The sequence below is a fragment of the Ponticaulis profundi genome (genome assembly GCF_042659465.1).
GTDB lineage: Bacteria > Pseudomonadota > Alphaproteobacteria > Caulobacterales > Hyphomonadaceae > Ponticaulis > Ponticaulis profundi.
Map to the genome: position 1 here is coordinate 143,562 of NZ_JBHSSW010000004.1, position 26,034 is coordinate 169,595.

Sequence of the window (26,034 nt, forward strand, 5' to 3'; positions counted from 1 at the left end):
AATATGTTCCGCACGGCGAAGATGATCGTCGTTTATGGTCTCGATTGGAAGCAGGTGCGGCGAAAATCAGATATCCGTGGTCGCGGCAGTCCTGAGCGCTAGGAGGATGCGGGCATATAGCCATAATCTTCAAGCTTGCGCGCCATACGGTGGAAGCCGAGCTTTTCAGCATACTCAGTTGGGTCTTTTGGACGAACAAGCGCGTCGGCTGGTGTGTCGGTCCAGTCCACCAGACGGGTCAGGAAGAAGCGCATGGCTGCGCCGTGAATCAGGGCTGGCAGGGCTTTGACTTCTGCGTCTGTGAAGTCACGCACACTGGTGTATCCCGCAAGGAGCGCTCGGCCCTTCGTCATGTTGAACTCACCGCGCGCTTCGAAACACCAGGCATTCAGGGCGATGGCGATATCGTAAGCCAGCATGTCCGTGCAGGCAAAATAGAAGTCGATCACACCGGAGAAGTTTTCGCCGAGAAAGAAGGCGTTGTCTGGAAACAGGTCGGCATGAATGATGCCTTGCGGAAGATCTTCAGGATCCGGCCACTGATCCAGCAAGCGGTCGAGATCGCCTGCAATCAGTGTGGCGAGGTTTGGGGCGAGTGTCGCAGCGGTGGCTTCTCGGCCTTCAAACAGATCTGGCCAGGCATCCACGGAGAGATCATTTGGGCGAGAGAGCGTCGTGGAGGCGAGTGCATTGTGCATGCGTGCCATGGCGGTGCCAATCTGCTGGCATTGGCTGGCATTTGGCTTGCGCGGCGACATGCCATTGAGAAAGGTGACAATTGCGGCCGGGCGGTCATTCAGTTCCTGAAGCGCTGAACCGTCTCTGGCTTTGACGGGAAGAGGCGCTGGAAAACCAGCGTCTGCAAGCGCTTCCATCACCCCCATGAAGAAGGGAAGATCGTCCGCGTTCACACGCTTTTCATACAGGGTCAGAATGAAACGCGCTTTCGTGGTCTCCAGAAGATAATTGGAGTTCTCGACACCCTCGGCAATGCCCTTGAAGGCAATCGCTTCGCCAATGTCGTATCGCAGAAGAAAGTCTGCGAGCGCTTCGTCATCTACTTCAGTATAAACAGCCATGCGCGGACCATATGTGGGAATCTCGCAGAAACAAGCGATTTCCCACTTGGGTATCCTGATATTATGGGGGCTTTGGGTAAGTAACCGCGTGTTCTTTTGCGCGTGGCTGTCCGCTCCGGCACTGGCCATGACTCTGAAATTTCTAAATTCTTTGAACTTTCAAGAATTTGCCTTGTTTCCCAATTAGGTAGTAAGTCGTACTCGAACAGGTAAGGGGATATTTATGTTACGCAAAATTCTATTGGGCACCGCGCTCGTCCTGACAGCATGTGGTGGATCCGAGGAGGAAACACCTTCCATGGACGTTGCGATGCCAGGTGAAGAGCCGACGACAACGGCACCAACGGAGGCTTCGACAAGCCAGCCAACGGCGTCAGAGGCTGAAATCGCAACGACATGGGAAGGGGCCGATCTGGTCGCGTCCGACTTCGTCGGCGTTGAAATGACAGAGGAAGGTGCGCTTCTAACCCGTCTGGATGAGGCTGATGCACCTTCAACGGGGCTGACCGGTGGCGCTCACGTGCCTTACGCACTGTCTGAAACGAAAAACCTGTCCGGTTTCACGCTGCGCGTCTCTGTTGAAGCGAAAGCTGCGGGCGGAGCGCCAGGCTCGTTCGGTGCCGCGTATTCAACCAATAAGAAGGGCAATAGCGGCTGGTATTTCTATGAAGCCGGTCAAGACTTCGAGACCTTCTCTTTCGATTTCACCATTCCATACGGAGACAGTGAAAACACCAGCTATATCGGCGTTGCGCCTGATGCTGGTTCTGAGCTGATCGTGAAGCAGATTTCTGTTGAAGCCGTTCAGCCGGAATAGGCTCAAAAACTTGTTTGAACTTCCCAAAAAGGCGCTCGGCATGAGCGCCTTTTTTATGCCGGTTCGGGGTTCAGAACGCGCGGTAGTTTGAATGTGATGTTTTCATCCGTGACGCGGACTTCTTCGAGTTCGATGTCAAAGTGCTCCCGGCACGCGTCTATCAGGTCCTGGACAAGGATTTCCGGTGCACTGGCCCCCGCCGTGATGCCGAGGGTTTGAACTCCATCAAACCAGTCCCAGTTCACAAAATCAGCGGATGCGATGAGTTTCGATGCCTTCGCGCCGGAGCGCAGAGCCACATCGACCAGGCGTTTGGAGTTCGATGAGTTCTCGGCTCCGATGACAAGTACGAGATCTGCGCCATCTGCGAGGGCTTTGACAGCATCCTGGCGGTTGGTCGTCGCATAGCAGATGTCTTCTTTATGCGGTGCGCTGACAGCCGGAAATCGCCCGCGCAGAATGTTGATCATCTCTGCGGTATCATCAACAGAGAGCGTGGTCTGTGTGACAAAGGCGAGGTTTTCCGGGTTTTCCACGTTGATCGTGGCTGCGTCCTCTGGCGTTTCGATGAGACGGATGACGCCCTCGGGCAATTGCCCCATTGTGCCAATCACTTCCGGGTGTCCGGCATGACCGATCAGAAGGATGTCCCGGCCGGCTTCAAAATGCTTTTGCGCTTCGACGTGAACTTTCGAAACGAGCGGGCAGGTCGCATCAACGAACAGCATCTGGCGATTCTGCGCCTCGGCCGGAACGGATTTCGGGACACCATGCGCAGAAAAGACAACAGGCCGGTCATCCGGGCATTCGGATAGCTCTTCGACAAAAATGGCGCCTTTGGCTTTCAGGCTTTCGACCACATGGGCGTTGTGAACGATCTCATGGCGGACATAGACCGGCGGGCCCCATTTTTTCAGCGCCTCTTCTACAATCTGGATGGCGCGGTCGACACCTGCGCAAAACCCTCTCGGTGCAGATAGTCTGATCGTCAAAGGCCGCATTTGGTCATTACCTCTTGTTCACGCTACGCACTGGTCATTGCCACTTTGCGTTTGCCCCGTTATCACCGCTATCAGATGGTATCTCTCAAGAAAATGGCCAAGGAGTGCTCTTTCGTGCGTCTTACTGTAATTGCTGCGCTGGCAAGTTCCGCGCTTACGCTCTCTGCCTGTTCCAGCTTTTCCGGCCTTTCAAACCTTGCAGAGTCGACACCGAACCAGGGACCATGCCCTGCGGTCGGGTCTGTTTATGAAGCCCAGCGCATTGTTGAGTTCGCCAGCGAGGGCGAGCAGTACACAAATATCGCCTATACGGGCGAAATTACGGGTGTGAAGCTCTATTGTCGCTACATTGATGACAACCCGATTGAAGCTCAGATTGACGTTGATTTTGCTTTCGGTCGTGGCCAGGCCGCGATGAGCGATACCCATGAGTATGAGTTCTTCGTTGCGGTGACCCGTACCAACCGCGCCGTTATCGACAAGGAAATTTTCCCGGTTCGTGTGAAGTTTCCAAAAGGCGAAGACGTTACCACGCAGCGCGAAACCATTGGTCGCATCGTGATCCCGCGCGCTGATTCGTCGATCTCGGGTGCGAACTTCGAAGTGCTCATTGGATTTGATCTGACGCCGGAACAGCTTGCATTCAACGAAGCTGGCCGTAGATACCTGCTGCAGACCAAAGACTGATTTAATCTGAAGGACAAAGCGTATGGCGGACATTGCGTCCGAGTTGTCGGTGGCATGTGGTGCCGCCTTTGAAGCATTGGGGCTGGATGCAAAGCTGGGGCAGGTTCGCCGCTCAGATCGTCCAGACCTGTCTGATTTCCAGTGCAATGGCGCGATGGCCGCAGCCAAACAGGCGCGACGCAATCCTCGTGAGATCGCAGGCGAAATTGCTGACAAGCTGAAAGATCATCCGGCGATTGCAGACCTGACGGTCGCAGGGCCTGGCTTTCTGAATATGAAAGTGACGCCAGAGCTTCTGGCGCAACACGTAACCGACATTGGGGTCTCCGAACGTGCTGGCGCCGATGCAGCGCATGATACGCAGACCATTGTCATTGATTTTGGCGGTCCCAACGTCGCAAAGCCAATGCATGTCGGTCATTTGCGCTCGGCCGTTATTGGCGACACGCTGAAACGTCTCTGCCGTTTTCTCGGTCACACCGTGATTGGTGATGCCCATCTGGGCGACTGGGGCCTGCAAATGGGACAGCTGATTGTCGGCCTCTCCGAAGAACAGCCGGACCTCATCTATTTTGATGAAAAGTTCGACGGCACTTATCCAGATGAGGCGCCGGTCACGATGGATGATCTGGCGCGGCTCTATCCAAAAGCGTCAGCCAAATCCAAATCGGACGAGTCCTACCGTGAGCGCTGCCAGCTTGCGACGGCTGAACTACAGGCCGGACGTGCAGGATATCGCGCGCTGATCCGTCACTTCATCAATGTCTCCATTGCGGCGCTCAAAGTCGACTATGAGCGTTTGAATGTGTCGTTTGACCTCTGGAAAGGCGAAAGCGACGCAGACCCACTCATTCCAGACATGGTCGAAGACCTGAAAAGCCGCGGCATTGCAGAGGAATCTGACGGTGCCTGGATCGTGCGTGTTGCGCGTGATACCGATAAGGGCAAGACGGAGATGCCTCCGTTCATTCTGCTGAACTCTCGCGGTGGTGTTGGCTATCATGCGACGGATCTGGCGACGATTGTGGATCGTGTCGAAACCATCAAACCAGACCTGATGCTCTATGTGGTGGATCAGCGCCAGGCGCTGCATTTCCAGCAGGTGTTTCGGGCGTCCGAAAAAGCTGGCTATTTCGCAGAAGACAAGCTGGAACATATCGGCTTTGGTACGGTGAATGGCGATGACGGCAAACCGTTCAAGACCCGCGACGGCGGAACGGTTCGTCTCTCAGATCTTAATCAGATGGCGCTCGAAGAAGCCGAGAAACGCATTGGCGAAGCCAATCTGTCATCTGACCTTTCCGAAGCAGAAGTTCGCGATATTGGTCTGAAAGTTGCGCTTGCCGCGACCCGTTTTTCTGATCTGCAGAACACGCGGACGACAGATTACAAATTCGATCTGGAACGGTTCACGAGCTTCGAAGGCAAGACAGGACCATATCTGCTCTACGCGGCCGTGCGTATCAAAGCGCTCCTTCGCCGTGCCGCCTCGGAAGGCAATGCGGCGGGTGAGATCCTGATCCAGAGCCCGACCGAACGCGAGCTTGCATTGCAGCTTGATGGGTTCAACACGGCGCTTGAGCAATCCTTCGCCAAGCGTATGCCGCATTTCCTGTGTGAGCATGTCTACAATCTGGCTCAGGCGTTTTCGGCATTCTACGCAGCACATCCGATCGCGGCAGAGAAAGATGAGGCTTTGCGGGCGTCGCGTCTGGCAATCTGTGAAGCGGTGCTGAAGCAACTTGAAACCGGGCTTGATATTCTGGGGATCATAACACCGGAACGCATGTAGGCCATTGCGTGCTGCACCCGGCAGGAAGGATCAGCATTTGTCAGATCAGGCCGAACAGCTTCTCAATCTGGCCGTGGATGCGCTTCAGAACGGTAAGGCAGCGCTGAGCATTGCCCTGTCAGATCAGGCATTAGCGCTTTTGCAGCGTGGCGATTCGCGGGTGCCTGAAGCGCTGAGCCTGCGCGGAACAGCCAAGTCATCCCAGCGCGATCTCAGCGGGTTCGACGATTTGCGGCAGTCCATTGCGCTTGATCCGAAAGAGCCGCAATTTCATATGGCGCTTGGACAGGCCCTGTTTGCGCATGGTCGTACGCAGGAGGCCGAAGCGCCGTTGTTTCAGGCGTTTCAGCTCAGCCGGGGCAAGCCGGTGGTCGCCAATCTTCTCGGACGTTGTCTGATCCAGAACGGAAAAGCCTTTCAGGCGGTTCAGGTGCTTGGGCCTTCCGTTGAAGCTGGCCGTGCAACGGCTGGAATGATCAAGCTCTTTGCAGAAGCACGCTTTCACTCAGGCGATATTTACGGCGCGAAGGATGTGTTTGATCAGCTTTATGGAGCGACTGGTCCGCAAACTGTCGAAGAGAAACTTCAGCTTGCGCGCATCTGCATGGCGCTGCGTGACTATCCAGCAGCTCAGGCGTTGATCGACGACATTCTGCGTATTGAACCGCGGTCAGTTGAAGCACGTGTGTCTGCGCTCCGGCTCGCCGATTGGCTGGACCAGCCCGACAGGCTTGCTGAACAGTGTGACTGGCTCTCGAAGAACGGGGGTGACCGGTTCGATGCGCTGACCCTGGTCATCGAACATGCGAGAGAGTTTACACCCGCTCTGGCAGGGCGGGTTGAAGCTGCCCTGAAGGCGCAACTTGCACCCGGAGATGAGTTTGCCAGTCTGGGGCTTGCCTATGCGCTCCGGCTCGATCGCGAGAAACGCTTTGATCAAGCCTGGTCGGTTGCTCAGGATACCAATCAGCGATGGGCAGAGCATCGCGGACTTCTGCAGACAGAGGAGACCCGGCGCGCGCGTCAGAAGGCGGATCAAGGCCGGCTTGAAACGGCACTCCGTCTGTTTGAGGCAGATGCTGGTGAGGCGCGATCTGCCGAGAAGGCAGGGTTTATCTATCTCATTGGTGCGCCGCGCACCGGCAGTTCTCTGATCCAGTCCATTCTGGCGGGACCTGAGGGGGTGGAATCGGTTGGTGAACGAACATCGCTCTTTCCATATCTCTGGGAAGCGGTGGAACACGGTATGTCGGAAGCTGGATTTGCAAGCTATCGCGCAAAGCTTGCCGCAGCTGATCAGGCCGGTCTGGCAAGACAGGGCGTCACGGGGCGAACGCTCGTCGATAAGACGCCGCATCATCTCTATGTCGCTGGACTGCTGGAGCGGATCAATCCGGGTGCCCGCTTTATTCAGGTGCTGCGTGACGCTGGCGATGTTGGTCTTTCCATGTTCTTGCGCCCGTTTTCAACTGCGTTTCCCGAGGCCACAGGCCTTCATACAATGGCCGATGTGCTGTCGTTCCGGTTGGAAGCCCGTCAGCGCTGGGTTGATGCAGGCCTTCCGATTTCGGTTTTTTCCTATGATGGCTTTACGCACGCGCCCGAAGCTGAAGGCAAACGCCTGTTCAGGCTGGCAGAGCTTGACTGGAATGAGGCCTATCTGAACCCGAATGCGCGGCCAGAGCCTGTGCAGACCTTTTCCTCCCGGCAGGTGCGCAAACCGATTTCCGCACGACAGGTGCCCCACTGGAAATCCTACGAGATGTTTGCGCCGGACGCATTCGAGCGCCTTTCATCGGTCACGGATGCACAGAACGCTATCATTCGGACAAATCTGTCATGAAGTGAGAGACTCCTGCTTGTCGTTCTCGTTGAGTCGAGTTAATTGCGAACATGCGGGAGACACTGGCCAGGAGCCAGGGCCGAAGGCGCAACCGCCCCGGAAACGCTCAGGCAAAAGGACCGCAAGAGTAGGACTAAACGCTGGAAAGAGGCCTATAGCCTCGCCGAAGGAGCAAGACACGTTCACCAGGAGGGTGGCGGTCGGAATCTCTCAGGCGCCAAGACAGCGGGGGCTTTGACCGTCTCAGGATGTGCCTGGACGGAGAAGCTGGAGTTCCTGCGTGACCGAACCGAACGGCCCTCTCCATAAGACACCCTTGTTTGAGCTGCATCAGACACTCGGCGCAAAAATGGTTGGCTTTGCTGGCTATGACATGCCGATCCAGTTTGAGGGCGTTAAAGCCGAACACCTCTGGACTCGTGAGTCCTGCGGACTGTTTGATGTCTCTCATATGGGGCCATGCTTCCTGACGCTGGCGGGCGGACCGCGCAACGACCCGGATGCGCATATCGAGATCGCCAAGCTGATCGAAATGCTGGTGCCCAGCGATATTCAGGGCCTGAAGCCAGGACAGGCGCGTCTGACCGTTCTCCTGAACGATGAAGGCGGTATTCTTGACGACCTGATCATCACGCGGCCTGCTGAAGGTGACGAGCAGGGGCGTCTCTACATCGTTGTGAACGGTGCGATGAAGGCGCAGGACTGGGATATCATGCGCGAAAAGTTGAGCCCGCATGCTGAGCTCGAACGCGCTGATGATCGTATCCTGATCGCGGTTCAGGGACCGAAGGCCGAGGCCGTTATTTCAGACCATTTCCCGAAAGCAGCTGAGCTGGGCTTCATGGAAGGCCAGCGTATGTTTCTCAACGACGCGCCAGTCATGGTTTCCCGCTGCGGCTATACGGGTGAGGATGGCTATGAGCTTTTGCTGCCTTCCGATGGCGTCGCCTTTGTTGCGGAGCTGCTCGCTGATGAGCGTGTAAAGCCAATCGGCCTTGGCGCGCGTGACAGTCTGCGCCTGGAAGCAGGGCTTTGTCTCTATGGCCATGACATGGATGCGAGCAGAACACCAGTCGAGGCTTCGCTGACCTGGGTCATTCAGAAGAACCGCCGCGAGCGCGCGGATTTTCCAGGCGCTGAGATCATTCTGGACCAGATCGCCAATGGCGCGCCGGTCAAACGGGTCGGCATTCAGCCGCTTGACCGCGCGCCTGCACGTGAAGGCACGGAGATTTTTGTCGGTGATGAAAAGGTTGGCGAGATCACATCAGGTGGCTTCGGACCGACCACGGAAACACCTGTCGCGATGGGCTATGTCGCCAGAGAGCACGCCAAAGCCGGCACAGAATTGACCTTGATGGTGCGCGGAAAACCACGCGCAGCCAAGGTCGCCAAGCTTCCTTTCGTTCCACACAATTACAAGCGCTAACCGGGGTGAGTGACATGAGCGTCAAATATACAGAAGAACATGAATGGGTGAAAATCGACGGCGAGACAGCGACCGTTGGCATCACAAAATACGCCGCTGAGCAGCTGGGCGATGTGGTGTTTGTCGAGCTTCCTGAAGTCGGCAAAGCCTATGGCAAAGGCGATGACATGGCGGTTGTCGAGAGCGTGAAAGCGGCTTCTGACGTCTACGCGCCTGTGTCTGGCGAATGCGTGGAAGCCAATGACAAGCTGGCGGATGCCCCGGAGACCGTGAATGAAGCACCAGAAGGCGAGGGCTGGTTCGCCAAGCTCAAACTGTCAAACACTTCAGAGCTCGACGCTCTGATGGATGAGGCGGCTTACAAGACATTTTGCGAAGGGCTCTAGGCCTGCACTTGCGACCTGACCGGAGCGTAAGCTCCGGCAAAAGATAGAAAGATCGTAATGCGTTATCTCCCACTGACTGCCGAGGACCGCGCAGACATGCTCAAAACCATCGGTGCCCCCGGCATTGATGCGTTTTACACCGATGTGCCGGAGAGCGCCCGTTTGGGTGGCACCATTCCCGGCCTGCCGGATCATCAGGGTGAATTTGCTGTTGAGCGTCATCTGAGCAAGCTGGCTGCGCAGAATATGACTGCGTCTGATACGGCGTTTTTCGTTGGTTGCGGCGCCTATAAGCACCACGTTCCGGCCAGCGTTGATCACATCATTCAGCGATCTGAATTTCTGACCACCTACACGCCTTACCAGCCTGAAATCGCTCAGGGCACACTGCAGACGCTGTTTGAATTCCAGACCCAGGTTGCTGAGCTGCTCGCAATGGATGTGGCAAATGCCAGCATGTATGACGGGTCCACAGCGTGTGGTGAGGCTGCGCTGATGGCGTGTCGTGCGACACGTCGCAAAAAGGTTGTTCTCTCGGGCGGTCTGCATCCGCACTATGCGGCCGTGACGAAAACCGTTTGCGAGGCGCAGGGCATTGAAGTGGTTCAGTTGCCTGCTGCGGTCGATGGTGAGCTCGCACTGATTGACGCGGTCGATGATCAGACAGCCTGTGTCATAGGTCAGAGCCCGAACGTTTTTGGCACGGTGACGGATCTTTCCCCGGTCTCTCAAGCAGCGCATGAGAAAAAAGCGCTGATGGTGTCTGTTTTCACAGAAGTGGTGTCCATGGGGCTCGTGCCACCTCCGGGCGAGATGGGCGCTGATATTGCCGTGGGTGAGGGACAGTCGATTGGCAATGCGCTCAATTTCGGCGGGCCTTATGTCGGTCTTTTCGCGGCAACCAGCAAACTGATGCGGCAGATGCCGGGTCGGCTGTGTGGCGAAACCGTCGACGCAGACGGCAAGCGTGGATATGTGCTGACGCTCTCAACGCGCGAGCAGCATATTCGCCGTGACAAAGCGACGTCGAATATCTGTACGAATTCAGGGCTTTGCGCACTGGCGTTCACAGCGCACATGACGCTGCTCGGTGGCAAGGGGCTGCATGATCTGGCCGTTCTGAACCATGAGGCTGCCAGCGACCTGGCAGACGGTCTGGAAGCGATTGACGGTGTTGAAATTCTGACGCCGCGTTTCTTCAACGAGTTTGCGTTCAAGACGCCAAAGCCTGCTTTCGATGTCCTGGAGGCTCTGCATGAGCGCGGTGTGATCGGTGGCGTTCGGGCCTCACGGCTCTATCCACATGACGATATGGACACGGTGATCATCGCAGCGGCGACAGAATGCTGCTCGCCTGAGGATATCCAGCTCTATGCCAAGGCTCTGAAAGAGGTGCTCGGCTGATGAGCCTGTCCGGTTTGCTTCCCAAGGTGCTGTTTGCGCTCGTTTTCGGCTATATCGCCGTTGCGACGGGCGCATGGGCACTTCAGGACAAGCTGATCTATTATCCCGATCCTACGCCTGCCGGCGATCCGAAGGATGATCGCATGCAGGCGGTATCCTTCACGGCGGCTGACGGCAACGATATTGCAGCCTGGTATGGCGCGGCTCAACAGGGATGTCCGACATTCATCTTCTTCCACGGCAATGCCAGTCATATTGCAAAGGATATTTGGCGCTATGACCGGGTCCTGACGACTGGCGCAGGTGTGCTGGCCGTTGCCTGGCCAGGTTATGCAGGTTCAACCGGAAAGCCGGGTGAAGCACCTTTTTATTCGGCCGCGGATGCGTCTGCAGTTTGGCTGAAGGCGGAAGGTGTTGCGCCGGGCGATACGATTATTCATGGCAATTCCATCGGAACGGGGCCAGCGACCCGGCTCGCCAGCACGGGTGATTTCGGCGCGCTGATTCTGGAAGCGCCGTATTTTTCAATGTTGGATCTGGTTGGGAAAAAGGCGCCCATGCTTCCCATTGGAGTGATCCTGAAATCGACGTTCAGGTCAGATCAATGGATCCAGGATGTGCATAGCCCCGTACTGATGGTGCACGGCACCGGTGACAGCGTGATCCCGCAGAAACAGTCTCGTCGGCTCTTCGAGCTCGCGAATGACCCCAAAATCTATGCCAGCTTTGAGCAGTCAGAACATTCAACGCTGGTACGTGACGGCCTTTATGAAAAGGCTGTCTGGACATTCCTCGATGAATACTGGGCACAGCCCCGTGGTTCATCGTGTTTTTCAGCTTCCTCCACCCAATCGGAGACGACCCCATGACCATGAATACTCAAGGCCGGCCAACGACGCCTGTATCGGGCACTCAACCTCACGAAGCGGAAACGGTTTCCGGTTCCAAGGGGCTTTATCAGTTTGAACCGCTGATCTTTGAAACAGATCGCTGGGGTAAAACCGGTGTGGACCTGCCGAAAGCCAAACGCAAAGCGTCGCGTATGGGCGGAGTTGAGCGCAAGGCAAAGGTTGATCTGCCGGGTCTGTCTGAACCTGAAACCATTCGCCATTATGTGCGTCTGTCGCAGCGCAATTACGCCATTGATCTGGGGCTGTTTCCGCTCGGCTCATGCACGATGAAGCACAATCCGCGCCTGAACGAAAAGATGGCGCGTCTGCCGGGCTTCTCGGACATTCACCCCATGCAGCCACAGGCAACGGTGCAGGGCGCTCTGGGGCTGATCGAAGAGCTGGCCGACTGGCTGAAAACGCTGACCGGCATGCCTGCGGTGTCCATGAGCCCGAAAGCAGGGGCACATGGCGAGCTATGCGGTATGCTGGCCATTCGTCAGGCTCTGCTGGCGCGTGGCGAGGCCGATACCCGCAAACGCGTGCTTGTGCCCGCCTCTGCGCACGGGACCAACCCGGCAACAGCGGCGCAGTGTGGCTTCATCGTCGACGAGATTGATGCTGACAAGCGCGGGCGTGTGCATATGAGCCATCTGCGCGAGAAGCTTGAGAAGACTGACGACATCGCCGGTATCATGCTGACCAATCCGAATACGTGCGGATTGTTTGAAACTGACATCAAGGAAATCGCTGATCTGATCCATGAGGCAGGTGGCTATTTCTATTGCGACGGTGCGAACTTCAACGCGATTGTCGGCCGGGTACGCCCGGGTGACCTTGGTGTGGACGCCATGCACATCAACCTGCACAAAACCTTCTCTACGCCGCATGGCGGTGGTGGTCCGGGGTCTGGCCCAACGGTGCTGTCAGATGCGCTGGCACCTTACGCGCCCGTTCCCTTTATCCTGAAGGATGAAAACGGTTTCCGACTGGTCGAAGAGACTGAGGAAGAAGCGAGCGAAAGCTTTGGCCGCATGACGGCATTCCACGGTCAGATGGGCATGTTTGTGCGCGCTCTGACCTATATGCTGAGCCATGGCGCTGATGGTCTGAAACAGGTGGCAGAGGACGCCGTTCTGAACGCCAACTACATTCAGGCGCGTCTGAAATCCGTTATGACGCCGGCCTTTGATGGCTATTGCATGCACGAGGCGCTGTTCTCGGACAAGTTCACGGCAGACGGCATTGAGACCATCGATATCGCCAAGGCGCTGATCGATGAGGGCTATCACCCGATGACCATGTATTTCCCGCTGGTCGTTCATGGTGCCTTGCTGATCGAGCCGACCGAGACCGAGAGCAAAGCCGAGCTGGATCGTTTCTGCGACGCGCTGCAGGCGATTGCGGCCAAGGCCGCTGCCGGTGATGAGAGCCTGAAGGGCGCACCATATCATGCCCCAATGCGTCGCCTGGATGAAACGCAGGCTGCGCGTAAACCTGTCTTGAAATGGACGCCGCCGAGCCCCGAGCAAATCGCGGCAGAGTAGCGTTCGTTTCCCCAATGCCCTCGCTTTCGGGGGCCACTTCAAGGCGCAGTTGGCATGCCGACTGCGCCTTTTCCTTATCAAATGAGGGCGGATGTCACGCTGGTTCGCTACCAGGCTTTTTCGAGATCCGTTTTACGCGTTCTGAAGGCTTTGACCTTCTTCAGAAGCGGGCGCTCAAAGCCATAGAATGTGATGGCAGCAAGCGCAGTTGCTGCGCTGACACACAGCAGGGTGAAGACAATGTTGTCGAGCACGCCCGGCGCACCGAAGTCAAAGGCTGCGACCACGAGATCGGGCGCGGCCTCAGACGCCTGCAGCGCGTCCGCTACTTTCGGCATGACCACTCTCCAGCCCGCGATGACAAGCATATGGCAGAGATAGAGAGAGAATGACCAGTCGCCGAGCCGTGTCAGCCAGCGAAGGCCAGTAGGGAGCTGTGATGTGAGCCCGGCTGCGCCATAGACCATCATTGCGCAGGGCAGGGTGAAGAATACGACCCGGCCGAAGAACAGGAAGGCACCGCTTTTTGGATCAACGATCGTCAGCGATATGATGAAGCCAATCGCGCCAAGTATCAGAAACAGGCCGGGGCGAAAAACATAGCCCTTCATGAACAACCACCCGACAAAAGCACCGGCAATAAACTCGAGCGTCATCGGATAGAAAAAGAGGTCGATGAAATCTTCCGCGAAAATCGCGCTGAGACCGTTCAGAGCACCGATGAGGACTGCTGCGCCCCAAAGGATCAATGAAGGCAGCATCAGTGCTCTGGGCAGCATCAGAATGACGGCAAAGGCCACGTAGAAATACATCTCATGCACAAGGGTCCAACCAGGCCCCAACACAGGAAAGTTAGCTTGCGGTAGCAACAGGTAAGACCGCACAAGGTGATTAAAGCCCGAATTGCCTTTTTCTGCGAGTGCGCCAGCATCCCAGGGGGCACCATGTGCCACGAAGAAGTAGATGGCGATGAGCGTCGCAAACAGCCACCAGACCGGATAGATACGGGAGACCCGGGCAATCACGAAATCCTTGAGGGATGTAAGGCTGGGCGGCTGGTGAAAGGTCACATAGACCATGATGAATCCGGAGATCACGAAGAACAGGTCAACGCCTGCATAACCGTTGCGGAAAACGCCGTCGAAAAGGGGCAGATCACCTGACTGAAGCGCTTTGGCCTGTGCGACTTCCATCGAGCGTATGTGGTAGAAGAGGACCAGATAAGCGGCCAATCCCCTCAAGACCTGAATGATATCCAGCCGCATACTCTACCCAACCCAAAACAATCTTTTCACCCGGCTGGTATATTGCCGAACATTAGGTGCGTTAAGCCAAAATTGCCGATTGTTTTTCAATCGGTAACAGACCATATCAAACCAAATGTTGCATAAGCCTGATCCTCCAAGAAACGATAATGCAAAAAGGGCATCTTCAAGACCGCAAGGTGGAAGTTTTGTCCTGCGCAGCGCCATGGCGCTGACGCGTGCATCATTGGCAGGCATTGGTGTAGTTCTCGTGCCAACGGGCGTTGTCGTTGCTATGATGACGCCAATCCTGCCAATCGGTTTGCCGATTGTCATTCTTGGTGTCGTGCTGGTCGCACGTAATGCGAGCTGGGGACGTCGGATGTTTCAGGCCATTCTGGCAAAGTATCCTCGCCTTGAACGGTTTGCACCCGATTGGTTACTCAGGCTGATTTTTGGCGAGGTTCATGACAAGCCGGAAATCGAAGAGCAAAAACAGACATAAAAAAAGGCCGCGAAAATCGCGGCCTTTTTTCTTGAATTTTATCTGTCTTACAGAGCTGATTTGACCTGAGACAGTGCCGACTGGAATGCCTCTGAGCCAGAAGACTTTTCGGCATTGCTGCGAATGAGTTCCGCAGCTGCGCGCGTCGCTGCATCAGCAGCCACTTTCTTCACAGCCAGCGTTGCTTCTTCTTCAGCACGTGCAATCCGCACTTCGACCTGCGCTTCGCGACGCGCAACCATGTCTGTCAGGTCCTTATCGGCCTGAGCCATGAGTGCTTTCGCGTCTGCTTCAGCCTGGCGCATAATAGCTTCGGCCTGTTCAGCAGCCTCTTCCTGGCGACGCTCTGCTTCTTTCAGCTTCTCGGAAGCCTCTTCACGGAGCGCCTGAGCCTGAGCCAGTTCGCGTTCGATCTCGCTTGCACGAGAGTCGAGCATATTGCCGACAGCTTTGAACGCGCCCATACGCCAGACCGCGATCAGAAAGATGACCAGCGTTGCGAATGCCCAGTGCGTGGAGTTCAGGTAGAATGGTTCACCCGGTGCTGCAAATGCAGCAGGGGCGAGTGTCATCGTACCGATAGCAGTCGCTAGAAGTCCCGTACCGAGTTTCATGCTGCCACCTCATCAACTGATTTACGAACAGTCGCTTCAATCTCAGCATCGGATGCTGAAGTGCCCAGCTGAGCCAGAATGGCTGCAGTGGTGGCTGAGGCAATGTCTGAAACATTCGCCATAGCCGCGCTCTTCATTCCATCGATACGCGATTCAGCTTCTGAAAGCTTTGCATCCAGTTCTGCAGTCTTTGTTGCGGTGATCTCGGAGATCTTCGCATCAATTTCAGAACGAGCCTGCTCAGCTTTGGCGCGTGCATCTGAACGAGCGACAGAGAGTTGCTTGTCCATCTCAACCAGAGCCTCATCGGCTTCGGTTTTCATGCGTGCGGCTTCGTCGAGGTCAGCGGCAATGCGGCCCTTACGTTGTTCAATAATCCCACCGAGTTTCGGCAGAACGAGCCGAGACAGGAGGACGTAAAGAAGAACAAACGAGATCGCCAGCCAAAAGAGCTGTGATGGGAATGTGCTGAAATCAAACGGCGGGAATGCGGCGCCAGCGTGGTCCGCTCCGTGCGCAGCAGCGTCTGCCGGGTGATCAGCACCGAGGGTTTCTGATGCCATGGGTGGTGACCTTGATCTTGTATTTGCGGGCCCCAAGCGAGGCCCGCTTCCGACGTGGGTTTAAATTAGACCACGAACAGCAGGATCAGGGCAATCAGGAACCCGAAGATGCCGAGCGCCTCAACGAGGGCGAAGCCCAGGAACAGGTTACCCTGTTGTTGTGGAGCAGCTGATGGGTTGCGCATAGCAGCGTCCAGGTAGCTAGAGAAAATGTTGCCAACGCCGAGTGCAGCGCCAAACATAGCGAGAGTTGCGAGACCCGCGCCAACGTACTTCAGACCTTCTTCCATGGTAGTAACTCCCCTAAATGGAAAACTGTGCTCGTGAAACCTACTCAGTCCAATTGGTCAAGTCTCAATTGGACTTTGTTCTTACTTAGAACCCTTAGTGTGCCGGATGGAATGCATCGTTGAGATAGATGCAGGTTAGAATTGCAAAGATGTACGCCTGCAGGAATGCCACCAGGAATTCCAGAGCTGTAATCGCGATTGCAAGAAGAACCGGGAAGGGCGCCAGGAGCGATACGGCACTGAACGTGCCAAGCATGGCTGCACCAAATCCGACGAAAAGCTTGAGAACGATGTGTCCTGCGAGAATGTTACCGAACAGACGCAGAGACAGTGTGACCGGGCGAACGAAGAAAGAGATGATTTCCAGTGGCACAAGCAGGATCAGTAGTGGCCAAGGAACACCAGACGGCGCGAAAAGTTTGAAGAATTTCAGGCCGTTCTTCATCACACCATAAACAATCACAGTGATGAAAACGAGCAGCGCGAGAGCTGCAGTCACAACAACCTGAGACGTTGTCGTGAAGAAATACGGTACCATGCCGAGCATGTTGGCCGCGAAGACGAACATGAAGATGGTGAAAACGAGTGGGAAGAATTTGAAGCCTTCTTCGCCAATGGTATCGCGGATCATATTCGCGATGAATTCATAGCCAAGCTCACCAACAGACTGGATACGGCTTGGAACGATCTGGGCTTTAGAGGTCGCGATCAGGAAGAAACCTACGATCAGTGCGACTGCCAGCAGCATGAAAAAGCTGGCGTTCGTGAAAGAGATGTCAAAACCAGCGATCTCTGGAAGTGAAATCCACTCAGAAACCACAAACTGGTGCATGGGGTCGAGTGCCATACGAAACATCATCAGTTGTCTTGCCCCTTATTCGTCGAACCGGAATCACCCGCTTCGGCGTCATCAACTTTTGCGCTGCTGTTGGCATACTGGCTCGCCGACCGCAACATCAATCTGAACCCGGCGATCATTCCGAGACTTAAGAGGATCAATACCCCCCAGGGTTCTGTACCCAAAGTCCGGTCGAGCGCCAGCCCGAAAACCAATCCAACCACAGCACCCCCAACGAGGTCGAGCACCATTTTCATCCCGACGCCATAGCCTGACGCGCTGGACTGGTTTTTCCGTTTGGGCGTTTTCGCCGCCTGCTTAGCCTGAGCCGCGGCGATCCGCGCACTCAAGTCATCTTTGTCAGACGGGGAAGGGCCCATAGAGCCACCATGGCTTTCTAATTGCTGTGACCGAAGTCGCGCGGAAGCTATCCATGCCGGTGCATGAAGTCAAGCAAGGATGTTTTTGCTACATCCTTGTTTTTATTAGAGTCGTGTCGAAAAGTTGACTATTCAGCTGCGACCAATTGCTCAGCCGTGCCCAAATCGACCGAAACGATGCGGGAAACGCCGCGCTCCTGCATGGTCACACCGAACAATCGGTCCATACGAGACATCGTCACTGGATTGTGTGTGATTGCGACGAATCGAGTGGACGTACGACGGCGCATTTCATCCAGAAGACGACAGAAGCGATCCACGTTGACATCATCGAGCGGCGCATCGACCTCATCCAGCACACAGATCGGCGCCGGATTGGAAAGAAAGACCGCAAAAATAAGCGCCGTCGCTGTCAGCGCCTGCTCGCCGCCGGACATCAGATTGAGGGAGGTCACTTTCTTGCCAGGCGGCTGAGCGAATATTTCGAGACCGGCCATAAGCGGGTCATCGGCATCCACCAGCTTGAGTTCGGCCTGGCCGCCATTGAACAGCGCGGTGAACAGGCTCTGGAAATGCTCATTGACGGTTTCGAAGGCCGCGAGAAGTCGGTCTCTGCCTTCTTCGTTCAGGGCATCGACGCCTTCGCGGAGTTTCGCGATGGCTGCCGTGAGGTCTGCTTTTTCCGTGTGCTGCGCGCCGAGACGTTCTGCCAGTTCTTCTGCTTCCCGTTCGGCATCCTGGTTTACAGCGCCGAGAGACATCAGTTCGTTTTTCTGGATAGCCAGTTCCTGATCAACGGCTTTGGTGTTCGCTTCCAGCCAGTCTTCTTCCAGAAAACTTTCTGCCAGTGTCAGCAGCCCCTGAGGCTGGCGCTGAAACTGAGAGCTTGCAAGCTCTTCGGCGTCGCGCAGGCGTTCCTTGGCGGTTTCCAGTTGCGCCGATGCCATGGCGCCATCTTCGCGCGCTTTGCTGGCGGCATCTTTCGCGGCTCTTGCCTGTGCTTCGGCGGCCCGGGATTCGCCTTCTGCTGCTGCATGTGTGTCTGCGGCTTCCTGGCGTTTTGCTTCCAGCGATTTCAGATCGAAGGCGAGCGCATCGATCTGGTCCTGAATTTTTTCCGGCTGATCCTTTGATGCTTCGAGCGCGTCGCGGGTCGATGTGCGATTGGCGTGCAGCTCACCGATGCGCTGGCGCGATTGTTCCAGACGTTTGGACCAGTCGCGAATATCCCGTTCCAGGCCGCGACGACGACCTTCCAGCCGTTCACGGTTGCGCTGAAGGTCGCTCAGGGCGGAGCGGGCATTTGTTTCATCGCTTCGCAGTCCGGAGATCCGATTTCGAATCTCTGCCAACTCACCTGCGATACGATCAGTATCATCCGCCTCGTCTGCGCCGGGTAGGGCGTCAAAAGCAGTTTTGGCCTCGTCGCGTTGCGAGCGAGCTGTTTCAACGGTTTCCGAAAGCGAGTCGCGCTTCAGGCTTGCACGTTCGAGCGCCTGCTCGGTGCGGAAGACCTGATTGTTTGCTTCATTGCGAGCTTTTTGCAGGAGAGGCGCTTGTTGGCGAAGCTGTCGGAGGTCTGTTTCAGCGGTCTGACGAGCAGACTGGCATTCGGTCTTGCGAGCCTGGGCCGCGCTCAGTTCTGCTTCCAGTTCGGGCACGGCTTTCCGGGCGGCGTCCAGACGATTGCGTTGCTCAAGCTGTTCGGCCTGAGACAATGGCGCGTCACTCTTGCGGACATAGCCGTCCCAGCGCCACAGACCGCCTGCCTTGGAGATAATGCGTTGTCCAACTTGCAGCGCACTGACCAGGGCGGCCGCATCGCCATCAGTTTCGACCACACCGCACTGTGCCAGTCGCCTAGATAGCTCAGCGGGGGCCTCGCAGACGTCGGCGAGCGACTGGCATCCGGACGGCAAAGCCGGGTCGGAAAGCGTCGTTGCACCGCCCCAGAATGCCGGAGCTGATGGGTCCAGAGGCGCGTTCAGATCATCGCCAAGCGCAGCAGCAAGCGCGCGCTCATATCCGGGGGCTGGCGACAGGGCATCCAGAACAGGCGGCGCCGATGACGATTCGGCTTTGCGAAGGAGACGTTCAAGGCCTGTGATTTCTGCTTTCAGCGTCCGAAGTTTGCTGTCTGCTTCCTGCAGGGGCTGATTGGCGGCGTCCTCCGCTTTGCGCAGATCACCCAGTTCGTCTTCTCGGGCCGTTATCGCGGCTGCGCTTTCTTCAAGTTTCGTTTCGGCGCGCTCCAGTGCGGCTTTGGCCTGTTCGGCTTCTGCCTCCAGCGCCGTGGTGTCAGGCAAACGGGCCATCTCCGCGTCGAGCTGGTTCAGGCGATTTTGCGCAGCGTTCAGACGCTGTTCCAGATCACGACGCTGGCGTTCGGTGGCTTCGCGTTCCGCGCGGATACGCGCCAGTGTTTCGGTGTGGGACTGTGCGATCTGTTCGGCGTCTTTCAGATCCTTCTGGATCATTTGCAGGCGCGCCATTGCCTCCTGCTGGTCCCGCTCAAAAGCCTCCGGATCGAGGCTCGGCAGATTTGAAAGCGCATATTGTGCTTCTTCAAGGCGCGCTTCGGCGTCTTCGGTCAGCCCTTGTTCGCGCGAAACATCTGAAACGATACGTTCAAGGTCGCTGGTATAGCGCGTGACGGCGCTGTCAGCTTCTCGCTTTTCGCCCTGAAGCTGGGTCAGGCGCACCTTGGCCTGGCCAACGCGTGCAGCCGCTTCTGCTTCAGCTGCGCGAAGCGGTTCGATCTTTTCTCTTGCCTCGAGGGCTTTACGTTCTGTGATCGCGTCTTCGAGGGTGAGTTTTTCAACATCCTCGCGGGATTTGGCGAGCGCGGCTTTTGCGTCTTCTAGCACGCGCTGTGCATTGGACCAGCGGCGGTGTGCGATCAGCGCTTCAAGGCTATTCACACGCTCGGATATGGCCTTGTGTTTGCGGGCCTTGCTGGCCTGACGTTTGAGCGAGCCGAGCTGACGTTCCACTTCAGAAGATACTTCTGAGAGGCGTTCGAGATTGTTCTCCGCACCGCGCAGCTTCAGTTCTGCTTCATGACGGCGGGTGTTCAGACCGGCAATGCCAGCAGCTTCCTCAAGCAGGCGACGGCGGTTCTGTGGCTTGGAGCCGATCAGTTCGCTGATCTGTCCCTGGCGCACAAGGGCAGGGGAGTTCGCGCCGGTTGAGGCATCAGCGAACAGGAGCTGAATGTCCTTGCCGCGAACGGTCTTGCCATTGATCTTGTAGGTGGAGCCAACGCCGCGTCTCAGCTTTCGCAGGACCTCAAGGCGTTCCATATCATTGAATTCGGGCGGTGCGCGTCGATCCGTATTGTCGAGGACCAGCGTCACTTCAGCCGTTTCGCGTGCCGGGCGCTTTTCAGTGCCGGAGAAGATGAGGTCATCCATCTCTCCGCCACGCATGGCGCGAGCGGAACTCGCGCCCATGACCCAGCGCAGGGATTCGAGCAGATTGGATTTACCGCAACCATTCGGGCCAACAATACCCGTAAGGCCGGGTTCAACGTAGAACGTGACTGGATCTACGAAGGATTTGAACCCGGCAATTTTGATTTCGGTAATCTGCAATCAAGACCCCTTATTCTTCAGTCGCGGTCTCTTCGGGTGTTGGTGTTTCCGCTTCTGTTTCTTCAACGACCTCAGCCGCTTCTTCTTCGACGGCTGGCTCGATACCCAGCTTTTGATCGATGAGTGCGTTGAGACCTTCTGCTGTGTAGGCTGTGCGATCGACGAATTCACCGTCAATGATCAGCGTCGGTGTCGAGTTCACACCCAGTTCAATACCGGTGTTCATCGTGCTGTCGATGAAGTCGAACAGTTTCTGGTCACGTACGCAGACATTGAACTGCTCTTCGTTCAGGCCATGGCGTTGAGCGACGGCGAGCAGAGCGCCGCGACCTGCACGGTTGCGCGCAGCGGTCATGATGCCAGTCTGGTTGGAGAACAGGTCCTCAAGAACCTCAAAATATTTGTCGTCGCCTGCGCAACGCGCGATCTGAAAGCCGGCCATGGCGATGTCACCCGGCGCTGTCAGGAACTCACGGAACTCAAGACGCAGTTCGCCGGCCTCGATACGTGGCTTCAGGTCTGGCAGAATCTCGTTGTGGAAATGTGCACAGTGGACGCAGGTGACGGAGGCGTACTCAACCATCACGACAGGTGCATCTTCATTGCCGAGGCTTTGAATTTCGAAAGTGGTCGACGGCAGGCTGCCCGTTGTCGGCTTGCCATCGTTTGCGTCGCTCGCACCGCCGCAAGCTGCGAGCGTTGCGCATGCGAAAGCAGACATCATCCAGGTGGTAAGTTTCATAATCTTATTTCCGTCAACAGATTCGAGGGTTTCGCCAATGGCGTCATTTTTTTTCCTGTGTATAGACGGCCTTTCCGAAGGCCAGCAAGACTTGCGTTAGTTGCGGATTTTTAATGCCCTGCAAGCCTGCTTTGAGGGCTTCCTCATCTTTCATTGGCAAGGGTGCCGTCCATTTGGGCGATTTGCTCGCCGTTTTTGCCTGACTGGAATGCACATATTTGATGGATTTGAGGCCGCCGCCGGTGAGAACCGATAGTTTCTGGCGTAACGCATCGCCCTGGTGCTGAAACATGGGGGCGGCTGCCGGCAGGATTTCAAGCGTCAGGACCAGTTCACCCTGTTTGCCTGTCAGTTTGATCGGTTTGGATATTTTGGCGAGCCGCTCACCCACAAGGTCTTTCCAGCGCGCACGGATCTGGCCGATCCCCGGACCTTCATCCTTGAGAATGGGGCGCGTTATTTTATGCAGCCGATTGGCAAAGCTCGGCGTGCCCGGCGTTGCAGGTTTGGCGCGATGGCGAGATAGCCGGGCAAGCGCTTCTGCCTCGTCGATCGGGTTTCGGGGAACCAGTTTTTCGATGTCCGGATTGCTTGCCATAAGGGAAAGTCTCACGGGCGTTGAAACTGCGCAATATTGAGAGGGCTATTTTCAACAGTGGTTTGGTCTATATCGGGCTGATGAGTGAATTTTCGACGCGTATTCTGGACTGGTATGACGCACATGCGCGCCAATTGCCCTGGCGGGTGTCACCGCAGGCGCGCCGTCGCGGCGTGATGCCGGACCCTTACCGCGTATGGTTATCTGAAGTGATGCTTCAGCAGACCACCATTCCGCATGGTATCCGGTATTTTCTTCGCTTTACGGAACTCTGGCCAACGGTTGAGGATCTTGCTCGGGCTGACCGAGAAGACGTGATGCGCGAATGGGCGGGGCTTGGCTATTATGCGCGGGCTCGAAACCTCTATGCATGCGCGCAACTCGTCAGTTCACAGGGTGGTTTTCCGCGTGTCGCGTCTGAACTGAAGAAACTACCCGGAATTGGCCCCTATACCGCTGGCGCAATCGCTTCGATTGCATTTGATGAGCGCGTCGCCGCCGTGGATGGAAATGTGGAACGGGTCATGACCCGGTTTCTGGCCATCGACACGCCATTACCGAAAGCGAAGCAGGTTGTTGCCGAAGCGCTGGAGCCTCGTTTGCCGGATCACCGGTTTGGAGATTTCACGCAGGCTTTGATGGATTTGGGGGCGACCATTTGTACGCCGCGCGGGCCTGCCTGTCTGACATGTCCATTATCCGATGACTGTGCGGCGCATGCGGCGGGACGAGAAGAGGCGTTTCCCGTCAAGGCGCCAAAGAAGCCGAAGCCTGTGCGACATGGGATTGTGAAGCTCATCCATAATGGCAAGCATATGGCGATTGAGCGCCGCCCAGACAAAGGCTTGCTTGCCGGGATGAATGGTCTTCCGACGTCTGATTGGAACGTGATTGGAGAGGGCGAGCCGATCCCTGAGCCTGACTCAACAGATCAGGGAAAGTATCTCGGCCGCGTCGAGCATGTTTTTACGCACTTCAAGCTGTTCCTCGATGTGTATGAAGAACAGCGAACGGCGCCACTCGATGGTCTGACAACCCCATTATCATCTCTTGGAGAGGCGGGATTGCCGAGTGTCTTTGCAAAGGCTGCGAACTTGCTCGTAACCTGAAAGCGAAATGATCAGCCGTTCTGAAGTTCGGCTTTCACCTGCTCATTGTGTGTTTCAGCAAGTTCCCAGATTTCTTCGTAAGTCAGCGTGCCGTCTGCCGCGATAACATAGTCGCCCTTGTCGTCGCCGATCAGCGTATAGGCACTATCTGGGTCTTCCTCGTCAGACTCGTACCAGTAGTCCAACGAATACATATTAATAAGCCGTGTCATGGGCCCTCCGTGTCTACCCGAATCGGTATTGCCCTTCCAGCTATAAGAAATGGTAAGCACGGAGAGGGCGAATATCAACCGAGTCCCATCTGGGTTCGGAACTTTCTACGCAGCATGTCGATTGGCATGAGGCCATTCCGATCCTCAAAATGCCAGAACGTCCAGCCATTGCAAGATGGTGCACGCTGCACAAAAGCACCCAGGCGGTGAATGGAGCCGACCGTATCACCGTTCGTAAGGCTCCCGTCAATTCTTACACGCGCTTCGTGACGACGTGACGCAGAGAAAAGTCGGTCGCCCGGGCGCAGATAACCGCTTTCCACGAGCGCGCCAAACGGTACGCGTGGCTCGGCTTTCTTGCCGGTGACGGTCTTGAGGTCGGCATCATCATAAGGTTCGACGCGGGACAGACGTTCACGCGAATAGCGCGCATAGCTGGCATCCTGCTCGATACCAATGAAGCGACGCCCAAGTGCCTTGGAGACGGCTGCGGTCGTTCCTGTGCCACTGAACGGATCAAGGATCATGTCGCCCGGCTTGCTGGTTGCCAGCAGGACGCGGTGCAGAAGACCTTCAGGCTTTTGTGTCGGGTGAACCTTTTTGCCATCCGGCTTTTTCAGGCGCTCCTGTCCTGTGCAGATCGGGATGGTCCAGTCAGACCGCATCTGCAGGTCGTCATTGAAAGCCTTCAGCGCATCATAATTGAATGTGTAAGGCTTCTGATTTGGGTGCTTGGTGGCCCAGATCAGGGTCTCATGCGCATTCTGGAAACGCGTACCCTTGAAGTTCGGCATTGGGTTCGTCTTGCGCCAGATCACATCATTCATGATCCAGAAGCCGGCATCCTGAAGAATGGCGCCAACGCGGAAAATGTTGTGATAGCTGCCAATCACCCATATTGCGCCTGTGTCCTTGAGGACGCGGCGGCAGGCTGCAAGCCATTCATGGGTAAACAGGTCATAGGAATCAAAGCTGTCAAACTGATCCCAGTCATCCTTAACGCCATCGACCTCTGAATTGTCCGGCCGTGTCAGGTCGCCGCCCAGCTGCAGATTATAAGGTGGGTCCGCGAAGATGAGATCGACTGACGATTCGGGCAGGCGATTCATGACATCGACGCAGTCGCCTTCGATGATGACATTTTCCAGAGCGTCCATAACTCGATTTCCGTTTGAATAGATCCGATTCGTCCAATCCGCGGTGATTTCATGAAAAATGTCTTACCAAGGTGTGCATTAACATATTTTGGTTAACCTGGCGATCAGAGGTCGAAGCTGAGCTGGTCCTTGTTCTGAGGTGGTTTTCGAAACAGATCGGTCCGCAAATGCTGACGTTTCGAGTTCAGGCCAATCCGTGCGGCGGATTTGTGGAAGCGCGAACCGATCATGCGCGCCTGGACACCCTCTCCACGCTGTCGCTTTGACCAGTCGGCATCATAATCGAGCCCACCTCGCATGGCGCGCATCGTGTTGATCACGCGTAAGGCCCGATCCGGGAAATGGGCCACCAGCCATTCGTGGAAAATATCCTTCAATTCATATGGCAGGCGCAACAGCACATAGCCCGCATTTCTGGCGCCATGGTCATAGGCCGCCTGCAGCAGGTCTTCGATTTCGGCTTCGTTAATGCACGGGATGATCGGTGCCGTCATGACGGTCACAGGAATACCAGCGTCCGAGAGCGCTTTTATCGTTTTAAGTCGCAATTGAGGGGAGGCGGCTCTTGGCTCCATCTTGCGCGCAAGATCCTTGTCGAGCGTGGTCAGGGAGATGGCGACGCGTGCGATGTTCTTTTCTGCCATAGGGGCGAGCAGGTCGATATCGCGCCGGATCAGGCCGGATTTCGTGACAATCGTGACCGGGTGATTGTGCTCGGCCAGAACCTCCAGAATGGCGCGCGTCAGGCGAAGGCGTCTCTCTTCTGGCTGGTAGGCGTCGGTGTTTACGCCGAGCGCGAGCGGAGCAGGGGTATAAGCCCGAGCCGCAAGTTCCTGGCGAAGGCGCTCAACCGCATTCGTCTTGAAATAAAGCTGACGCTCAAAGTCGATGCCGGCTGAGTGGCCAAGATAGGCATGAGAGGGCCGCGCGAAACAATAGATGCAGCCATGTTCGCACCCACGATACGGGTTGATCGATCGGTCAAATGAGATGTCTGGTGACTGATTGTGCGTGATGATGGAGCGGGCTTTTTCGCGGTGCCATGCGATATTCAGATCAGGCGCAAGCTCGTCTTCATCCTGATACCAGCCGTCATCGACGCGTTCTGTGTTGTATTTCTCGAACCGCCCGGCAGGATTGCTGACGGCTCCCAGACCTTTCTCCACTGCTTCTGGGGTGAGCGGAGAAAGGTCATTGGAGGTTATGCGTCCGGCGCGGGGAAGTTTTTGCGAGAAAGCCATGAGCTGACTTTCGCACGCGAAAAAGAACAAAACAAGAACAATTGGATTTGAGACGGGGTTTATCCACGACTCT

The 26,034-nt window shown here is 56.2% G+C and carries 25 protein-coding genes and 1 riboswitch; of the genes, 11 read left to right on the forward strand and 14 right to left on the reverse strand.

Going from position 1 to position 26,034, the window contains the following annotated elements; all coding sequences use genetic code 11:
* Positions 1-98 precede the first annotated feature (98 nt).
* Positions 99-1,079, reverse strand: coding sequence for a homoserine kinase (locus ACFQDM_RS03985; protein WP_377375791.1), 981 nt, complete (start codon positions 1,077-1,079; stop codon positions 99-101).
* A gap of 223 nt (positions 1,080-1,302) precedes the next feature.
* Here ACFQDM_RS03985 and ACFQDM_RS03990 point away from each other — a divergent pair, with 223 nt between their 5' ends.
* Positions 1,303-1,896, forward strand: coding sequence for a hypothetical protein (locus ACFQDM_RS03990; protein ID WP_377375794.1), 594 nt, complete (start codon positions 1,303-1,305; stop codon positions 1,894-1,896).
* Between the two features lie 53 nt (positions 1,897-1,949).
* Here ACFQDM_RS03990 and ispH read toward each other — a convergent pair whose 3' ends face one another.
* A complete protein-coding gene (gene ispH / locus ACFQDM_RS03995; RefSeq protein ID WP_377375797.1) occupies positions 1,950-2,897 on the reverse strand; it encodes a 4-hydroxy-3-methylbut-2-enyl diphosphate reductase in 948 nt (315 codons plus the stop codon).
* 114 nt (positions 2,898-3,011) lie between these two features.
* Here ispH and ACFQDM_RS04000 point away from each other — a divergent pair, with 114 nt between their 5' ends.
* The 8 genes from ACFQDM_RS04000 (at position 3,012) to gcvPB (ending at position 12,875) form a co-directional block, all read left to right on the forward strand.
* Positions 3,012-3,584, forward strand: a complete 573-nt coding sequence (locus tag ACFQDM_RS04000; RefSeq protein ID WP_377375799.1) for a hypothetical protein — start codon at positions 3,012-3,014, stop codon at positions 3,582-3,584.
* A 22-nt stretch (positions 3,585-3,606) separates the two neighbouring features.
* Entirely contained in the window at positions 3,607-5,376 is a 1,770-nt protein-coding gene (argS, locus tag ACFQDM_RS04005; RefSeq protein WP_377375802.1) for an arginine--tRNA ligase, read from the forward strand.
* Between the two features lie 37 nt (positions 5,377-5,413).
* Entirely contained in the window at positions 5,414-7,219 is a 1,806-nt protein-coding gene (locus ACFQDM_RS04010) for a tetratricopeptide repeat-containing sulfotransferase family protein (protein ID WP_377375805.1), read from the forward strand.
* Positions 7,220-7,262: 43 nt separating this feature from the next.
* Positions 7,263-7,351, forward strand: a riboswitch (glycine riboswitch).
* Between the two features lie 148 nt (positions 7,352-7,499).
* Positions 7,500-8,648 (forward strand): glycine cleavage system aminomethyltransferase GcvT, encoded by a 1,149-nt coding sequence (gene gcvT / locus ACFQDM_RS04015; protein WP_377375808.1) that lies wholly within the window; start codon positions 7,500-7,502, stop codon positions 8,646-8,648.
* Positions 8,649-8,662: 14 nt separating this feature from the next.
* Positions 8,663-9,034 (forward strand): glycine cleavage system protein GcvH, encoded by a 372-nt coding sequence (gcvH, locus tag ACFQDM_RS04020; protein ID WP_377375810.1) that lies wholly within the window; start codon positions 8,663-8,665, stop codon positions 9,032-9,034.
* 57 nt (positions 9,035-9,091) lie between these two features.
* Positions 9,092-10,438 (forward strand): aminomethyl-transferring glycine dehydrogenase subunit GcvPA, encoded by a 1,347-nt coding sequence (gene gcvPA / locus ACFQDM_RS04025; protein ID WP_377375813.1) that lies wholly within the window; start codon positions 9,092-9,094, stop codon positions 10,436-10,438.
* Positions 10,438-11,307 carry an alpha/beta hydrolase gene (locus ACFQDM_RS04030; RefSeq protein ID WP_377375815.1) on the forward strand — a complete coding sequence of 290 codons (870 nt, stop codon included), beginning with the start codon at positions 10,438-10,440 and terminating at the stop codon, positions 11,305-11,307. The genes gcvPA and ACFQDM_RS04030 overlap by 1 nt, the downstream gene beginning before the upstream one ends.
* On the forward strand, positions 11,304-12,875 hold the full coding sequence (gene gcvPB, locus ACFQDM_RS04035) for an aminomethyl-transferring glycine dehydrogenase subunit GcvPB (protein WP_377375818.1): 1,572 nt from the start codon (positions 11,304-11,306) through the stop codon (positions 12,873-12,875). The genes ACFQDM_RS04030 and gcvPB overlap by 4 nt, the downstream gene beginning before the upstream one ends.
* Before the next feature lie 107 nt (positions 12,876-12,982).
* Here the strand turns inward: gcvPB and ACFQDM_RS04040 are convergent, their stop codons facing one another.
* Positions 12,983-14,140: an acyltransferase family protein gene (locus ACFQDM_RS04040; protein WP_377375821.1), complete on the reverse strand. Its 1,158-nt coding sequence runs from the start codon at positions 14,138-14,140 to the stop codon at positions 12,983-12,985.
* A gap of 205 nt (positions 14,141-14,345) precedes the next feature.
* Between ACFQDM_RS04040 and ACFQDM_RS04045 the strand changes: the two genes are divergently transcribed.
* Positions 14,346-14,624, forward strand: coding sequence for a hypothetical protein (locus tag ACFQDM_RS04045; RefSeq protein ID WP_377375824.1), 279 nt, complete (start codon positions 14,346-14,348; stop codon positions 14,622-14,624).
* 47 nt (positions 14,625-14,671) lie between these two features.
* Here ACFQDM_RS04045 and ACFQDM_RS04050 read toward each other — a convergent pair whose 3' ends face one another.
* From ACFQDM_RS04050 to ACFQDM_RS04085, 8 genes are all read right to left on the reverse strand, one after another.
* Positions 14,672-15,238 (reverse strand): F0F1 ATP synthase subunit B family protein, encoded by a 567-nt coding sequence (locus tag ACFQDM_RS04050; RefSeq protein WP_377375826.1) that lies wholly within the window; start codon positions 15,236-15,238, stop codon positions 14,672-14,674.
* A complete protein-coding gene (locus ACFQDM_RS04055) occupies positions 15,235-15,801 on the reverse strand; it encodes a F0F1 ATP synthase subunit B family protein (RefSeq protein WP_377375829.1) in 567 nt (188 codons plus the stop codon). The genes ACFQDM_RS04050 and ACFQDM_RS04055 overlap by 4 nt, the downstream gene beginning before the upstream one ends.
* Before the next feature lie 65 nt (positions 15,802-15,866).
* Positions 15,867-16,091 carry a F0F1 ATP synthase subunit C gene (locus ACFQDM_RS04060; protein ID WP_022694948.1) on the reverse strand — a complete coding sequence of 75 codons (225 nt, stop codon included), beginning with the start codon at positions 16,089-16,091 and terminating at the stop codon, positions 15,867-15,869.
* A gap of 94 nt (positions 16,092-16,185) precedes the next feature.
* Entirely contained in the window at positions 16,186-16,938 is a 753-nt protein-coding gene (locus ACFQDM_RS04065; RefSeq protein ID WP_377376343.1) for a F0F1 ATP synthase subunit A, read from the reverse strand.
* 11 nt (positions 16,939-16,949) lie between these two features.
* Positions 16,950-17,279: an AtpZ/AtpI family protein gene (locus ACFQDM_RS04070; protein ID WP_377375832.1), complete on the reverse strand. Its 330-nt coding sequence runs from the start codon at positions 17,277-17,279 to the stop codon at positions 16,950-16,952.
* Positions 17,280-17,437: 158 nt separating this feature from the next.
* Positions 17,438-20,902 (reverse strand): chromosome segregation protein SMC, encoded by a 3,465-nt coding sequence (gene smc / locus ACFQDM_RS04075; RefSeq protein ID WP_377375835.1) that lies wholly within the window; start codon positions 20,900-20,902, stop codon positions 17,438-17,440.
* Between the two features lie 10 nt (positions 20,903-20,912).
* Positions 20,913-21,644: a DsbA family protein gene (locus ACFQDM_RS04080; RefSeq protein ID WP_377375838.1), complete on the reverse strand. Its 732-nt coding sequence runs from the start codon at positions 21,642-21,644 to the stop codon at positions 20,913-20,915.
* 43 nt (positions 21,645-21,687) lie between these two features.
* Positions 21,688-22,257: a hypothetical protein gene (locus ACFQDM_RS04085; RefSeq protein ID WP_377375840.1), complete on the reverse strand. Its 570-nt coding sequence runs from the start codon at positions 22,255-22,257 to the stop codon at positions 21,688-21,690.
* A gap of 65 nt (positions 22,258-22,322) precedes the next feature.
* On the opposite strand from ACFQDM_RS04085, the gene mutY reads away from it, so the two are divergent.
* Positions 22,323-23,351, forward strand: coding sequence for an A/G-specific adenine glycosylase (mutY, locus tag ACFQDM_RS04090; RefSeq protein WP_377375842.1), 1,029 nt, complete (start codon positions 22,323-22,325; stop codon positions 23,349-23,351).
* Positions 23,352-23,362: 11 nt separating this feature from the next.
* On the opposite strand, the gene ACFQDM_RS04095 is transcribed toward mutY, so the two are convergent.
* From ACFQDM_RS04095 to ACFQDM_RS04105, 3 genes are all read right to left on the reverse strand, one after another.
* Complete coding sequence (locus ACFQDM_RS04095) at positions 23,363-23,563, reverse strand: hypothetical protein (protein ID WP_377375845.1); 201 nt, start codon at positions 23,561-23,563, stop codon at positions 23,363-23,365.
* 74 nt (positions 23,564-23,637) lie between these two features.
* On the reverse strand, positions 23,638-24,720 hold the full coding sequence (locus ACFQDM_RS04100) for a site-specific DNA-methyltransferase (RefSeq protein WP_377375846.1): 1,083 nt from the start codon (positions 24,718-24,720) through the stop codon (positions 23,638-23,640).
* Positions 24,721-24,824: 104 nt separating this feature from the next.
* The gene (locus ACFQDM_RS04105; RefSeq protein ID WP_377375848.1) at positions 24,825-25,961 is read right to left on the reverse strand and encodes a PA0069 family radical SAM protein; all 1,137 of its coding nucleotides are present in this window, start codon (positions 25,959-25,961) and stop codon (positions 24,825-24,827) included.
* Between the last annotated feature and the right edge of the window lie 73 nt (positions 25,962-26,034).

What these genes read in the sequence shown, in the direction of transcription:
- ACFQDM_RS03990 (WP_377375794.1), top strand. Translation starts at nt 1,303, where the DNA reads ATGTTACGCAAAATTCTATTGGGCACCGCGCTCGTCCTGACAGCATGT.
- ACFQDM_RS04080 (WP_377375838.1), bottom strand. Translation starts at nt 21,644, where the DNA reads ATGAAACTTACCACCTGGATGATGTCTGCTTTCGCATGCGCAACGCTC.
- gcvPB (WP_377375818.1), top strand. Translation starts at nt 11,304, where the DNA reads ATGACCATGAATACTCAAGGCCGGCCAACGACGCCTGTATCGGGCACT.
- ACFQDM_RS04105 (WP_377375848.1), bottom strand. Translation starts at nt 25,961, where the DNA reads ATGGCTTTCTCGCAAAAACTTCCCCGCGCCGGACGCATAACCTCCAAT.
- argS (WP_377375802.1), top strand. Translation starts at nt 3,607, where the DNA reads ATGGCGGACATTGCGTCCGAGTTGTCGGTGGCATGTGGTGCCGCCTTT.
- mutY (WP_377375842.1), top strand. Translation starts at nt 22,323, where the DNA reads ATGAGTGAATTTTCGACGCGTATTCTGGACTGGTATGACGCACATGCG.
- gcvH (WP_377375810.1), top strand. Translation starts at nt 8,663, where the DNA reads ATGAGCGTCAAATATACAGAAGAACATGAATGGGTGAAAATCGACGGC.
- ACFQDM_RS04030 (WP_377375815.1), top strand. Translation starts at nt 10,438, where the DNA reads ATGAGCCTGTCCGGTTTGCTTCCCAAGGTGCTGTTTGCGCTCGTTTTC.
- ispH (WP_377375797.1), bottom strand. Translation starts at nt 2,897, where the DNA reads ATGCGGCCTTTGACGATCAGACTATCTGCACCGAGAGGGTTTTGCGCA.
- ACFQDM_RS04040 (WP_377375821.1), bottom strand. Translation starts at nt 14,140, where the DNA reads ATGCGGCTGGATATCATTCAGGTCTTGAGGGGATTGGCCGCTTATCTG.
- ACFQDM_RS04065 (WP_377376343.1), bottom strand. Translation starts at nt 16,938, where the DNA reads ATGGCACTCGACCCCATGCACCAGTTTGTGGTTTCTGAGTGGATTTCA.
- ACFQDM_RS03985 (WP_377375791.1), bottom strand. Translation starts at nt 1,079, where the DNA reads ATGGCTGTTTATACTGAAGTAGATGACGAAGCGCTCGCAGACTTTCTT.
- ACFQDM_RS04055 (WP_377375829.1), bottom strand. Translation starts at nt 15,801, where the DNA reads ATGGCATCAGAAACCCTCGGTGCTGATCACCCGGCAGACGCTGCTGCG.
- gcvPA (WP_377375813.1), top strand. Translation starts at nt 9,092, where the DNA reads ATGCGTTATCTCCCACTGACTGCCGAGGACCGCGCAGACATGCTCAAA.
- ACFQDM_RS04050 (WP_377375826.1), bottom strand. Translation starts at nt 15,238, where the DNA reads ATGAAACTCGGTACGGGACTTCTAGCGACTGCTATCGGTACGATGACA.
- ACFQDM_RS04095 (WP_377375845.1), bottom strand. Translation starts at nt 23,563, where the DNA reads ATGACACGGCTTATTAATATGTATTCGTTGGACTACTGGTACGAGTCT.
- ACFQDM_RS04100 (WP_377375846.1), bottom strand. Translation starts at nt 24,720, where the DNA reads ATGGACGCTCTGGAAAATGTCATCATCGAAGGCGACTGCGTCGATGTC.
- ACFQDM_RS04045 (WP_377375824.1), top strand. Translation starts at nt 14,346, where the DNA reads ATGGCGCTGACGCGTGCATCATTGGCAGGCATTGGTGTAGTTCTCGTG.
- ACFQDM_RS04060 (WP_022694948.1), bottom strand. Translation starts at nt 16,091, where the DNA reads ATGGAAGAAGGTCTGAAGTACGTTGGCGCGGGTCTCGCAACTCTCGCT.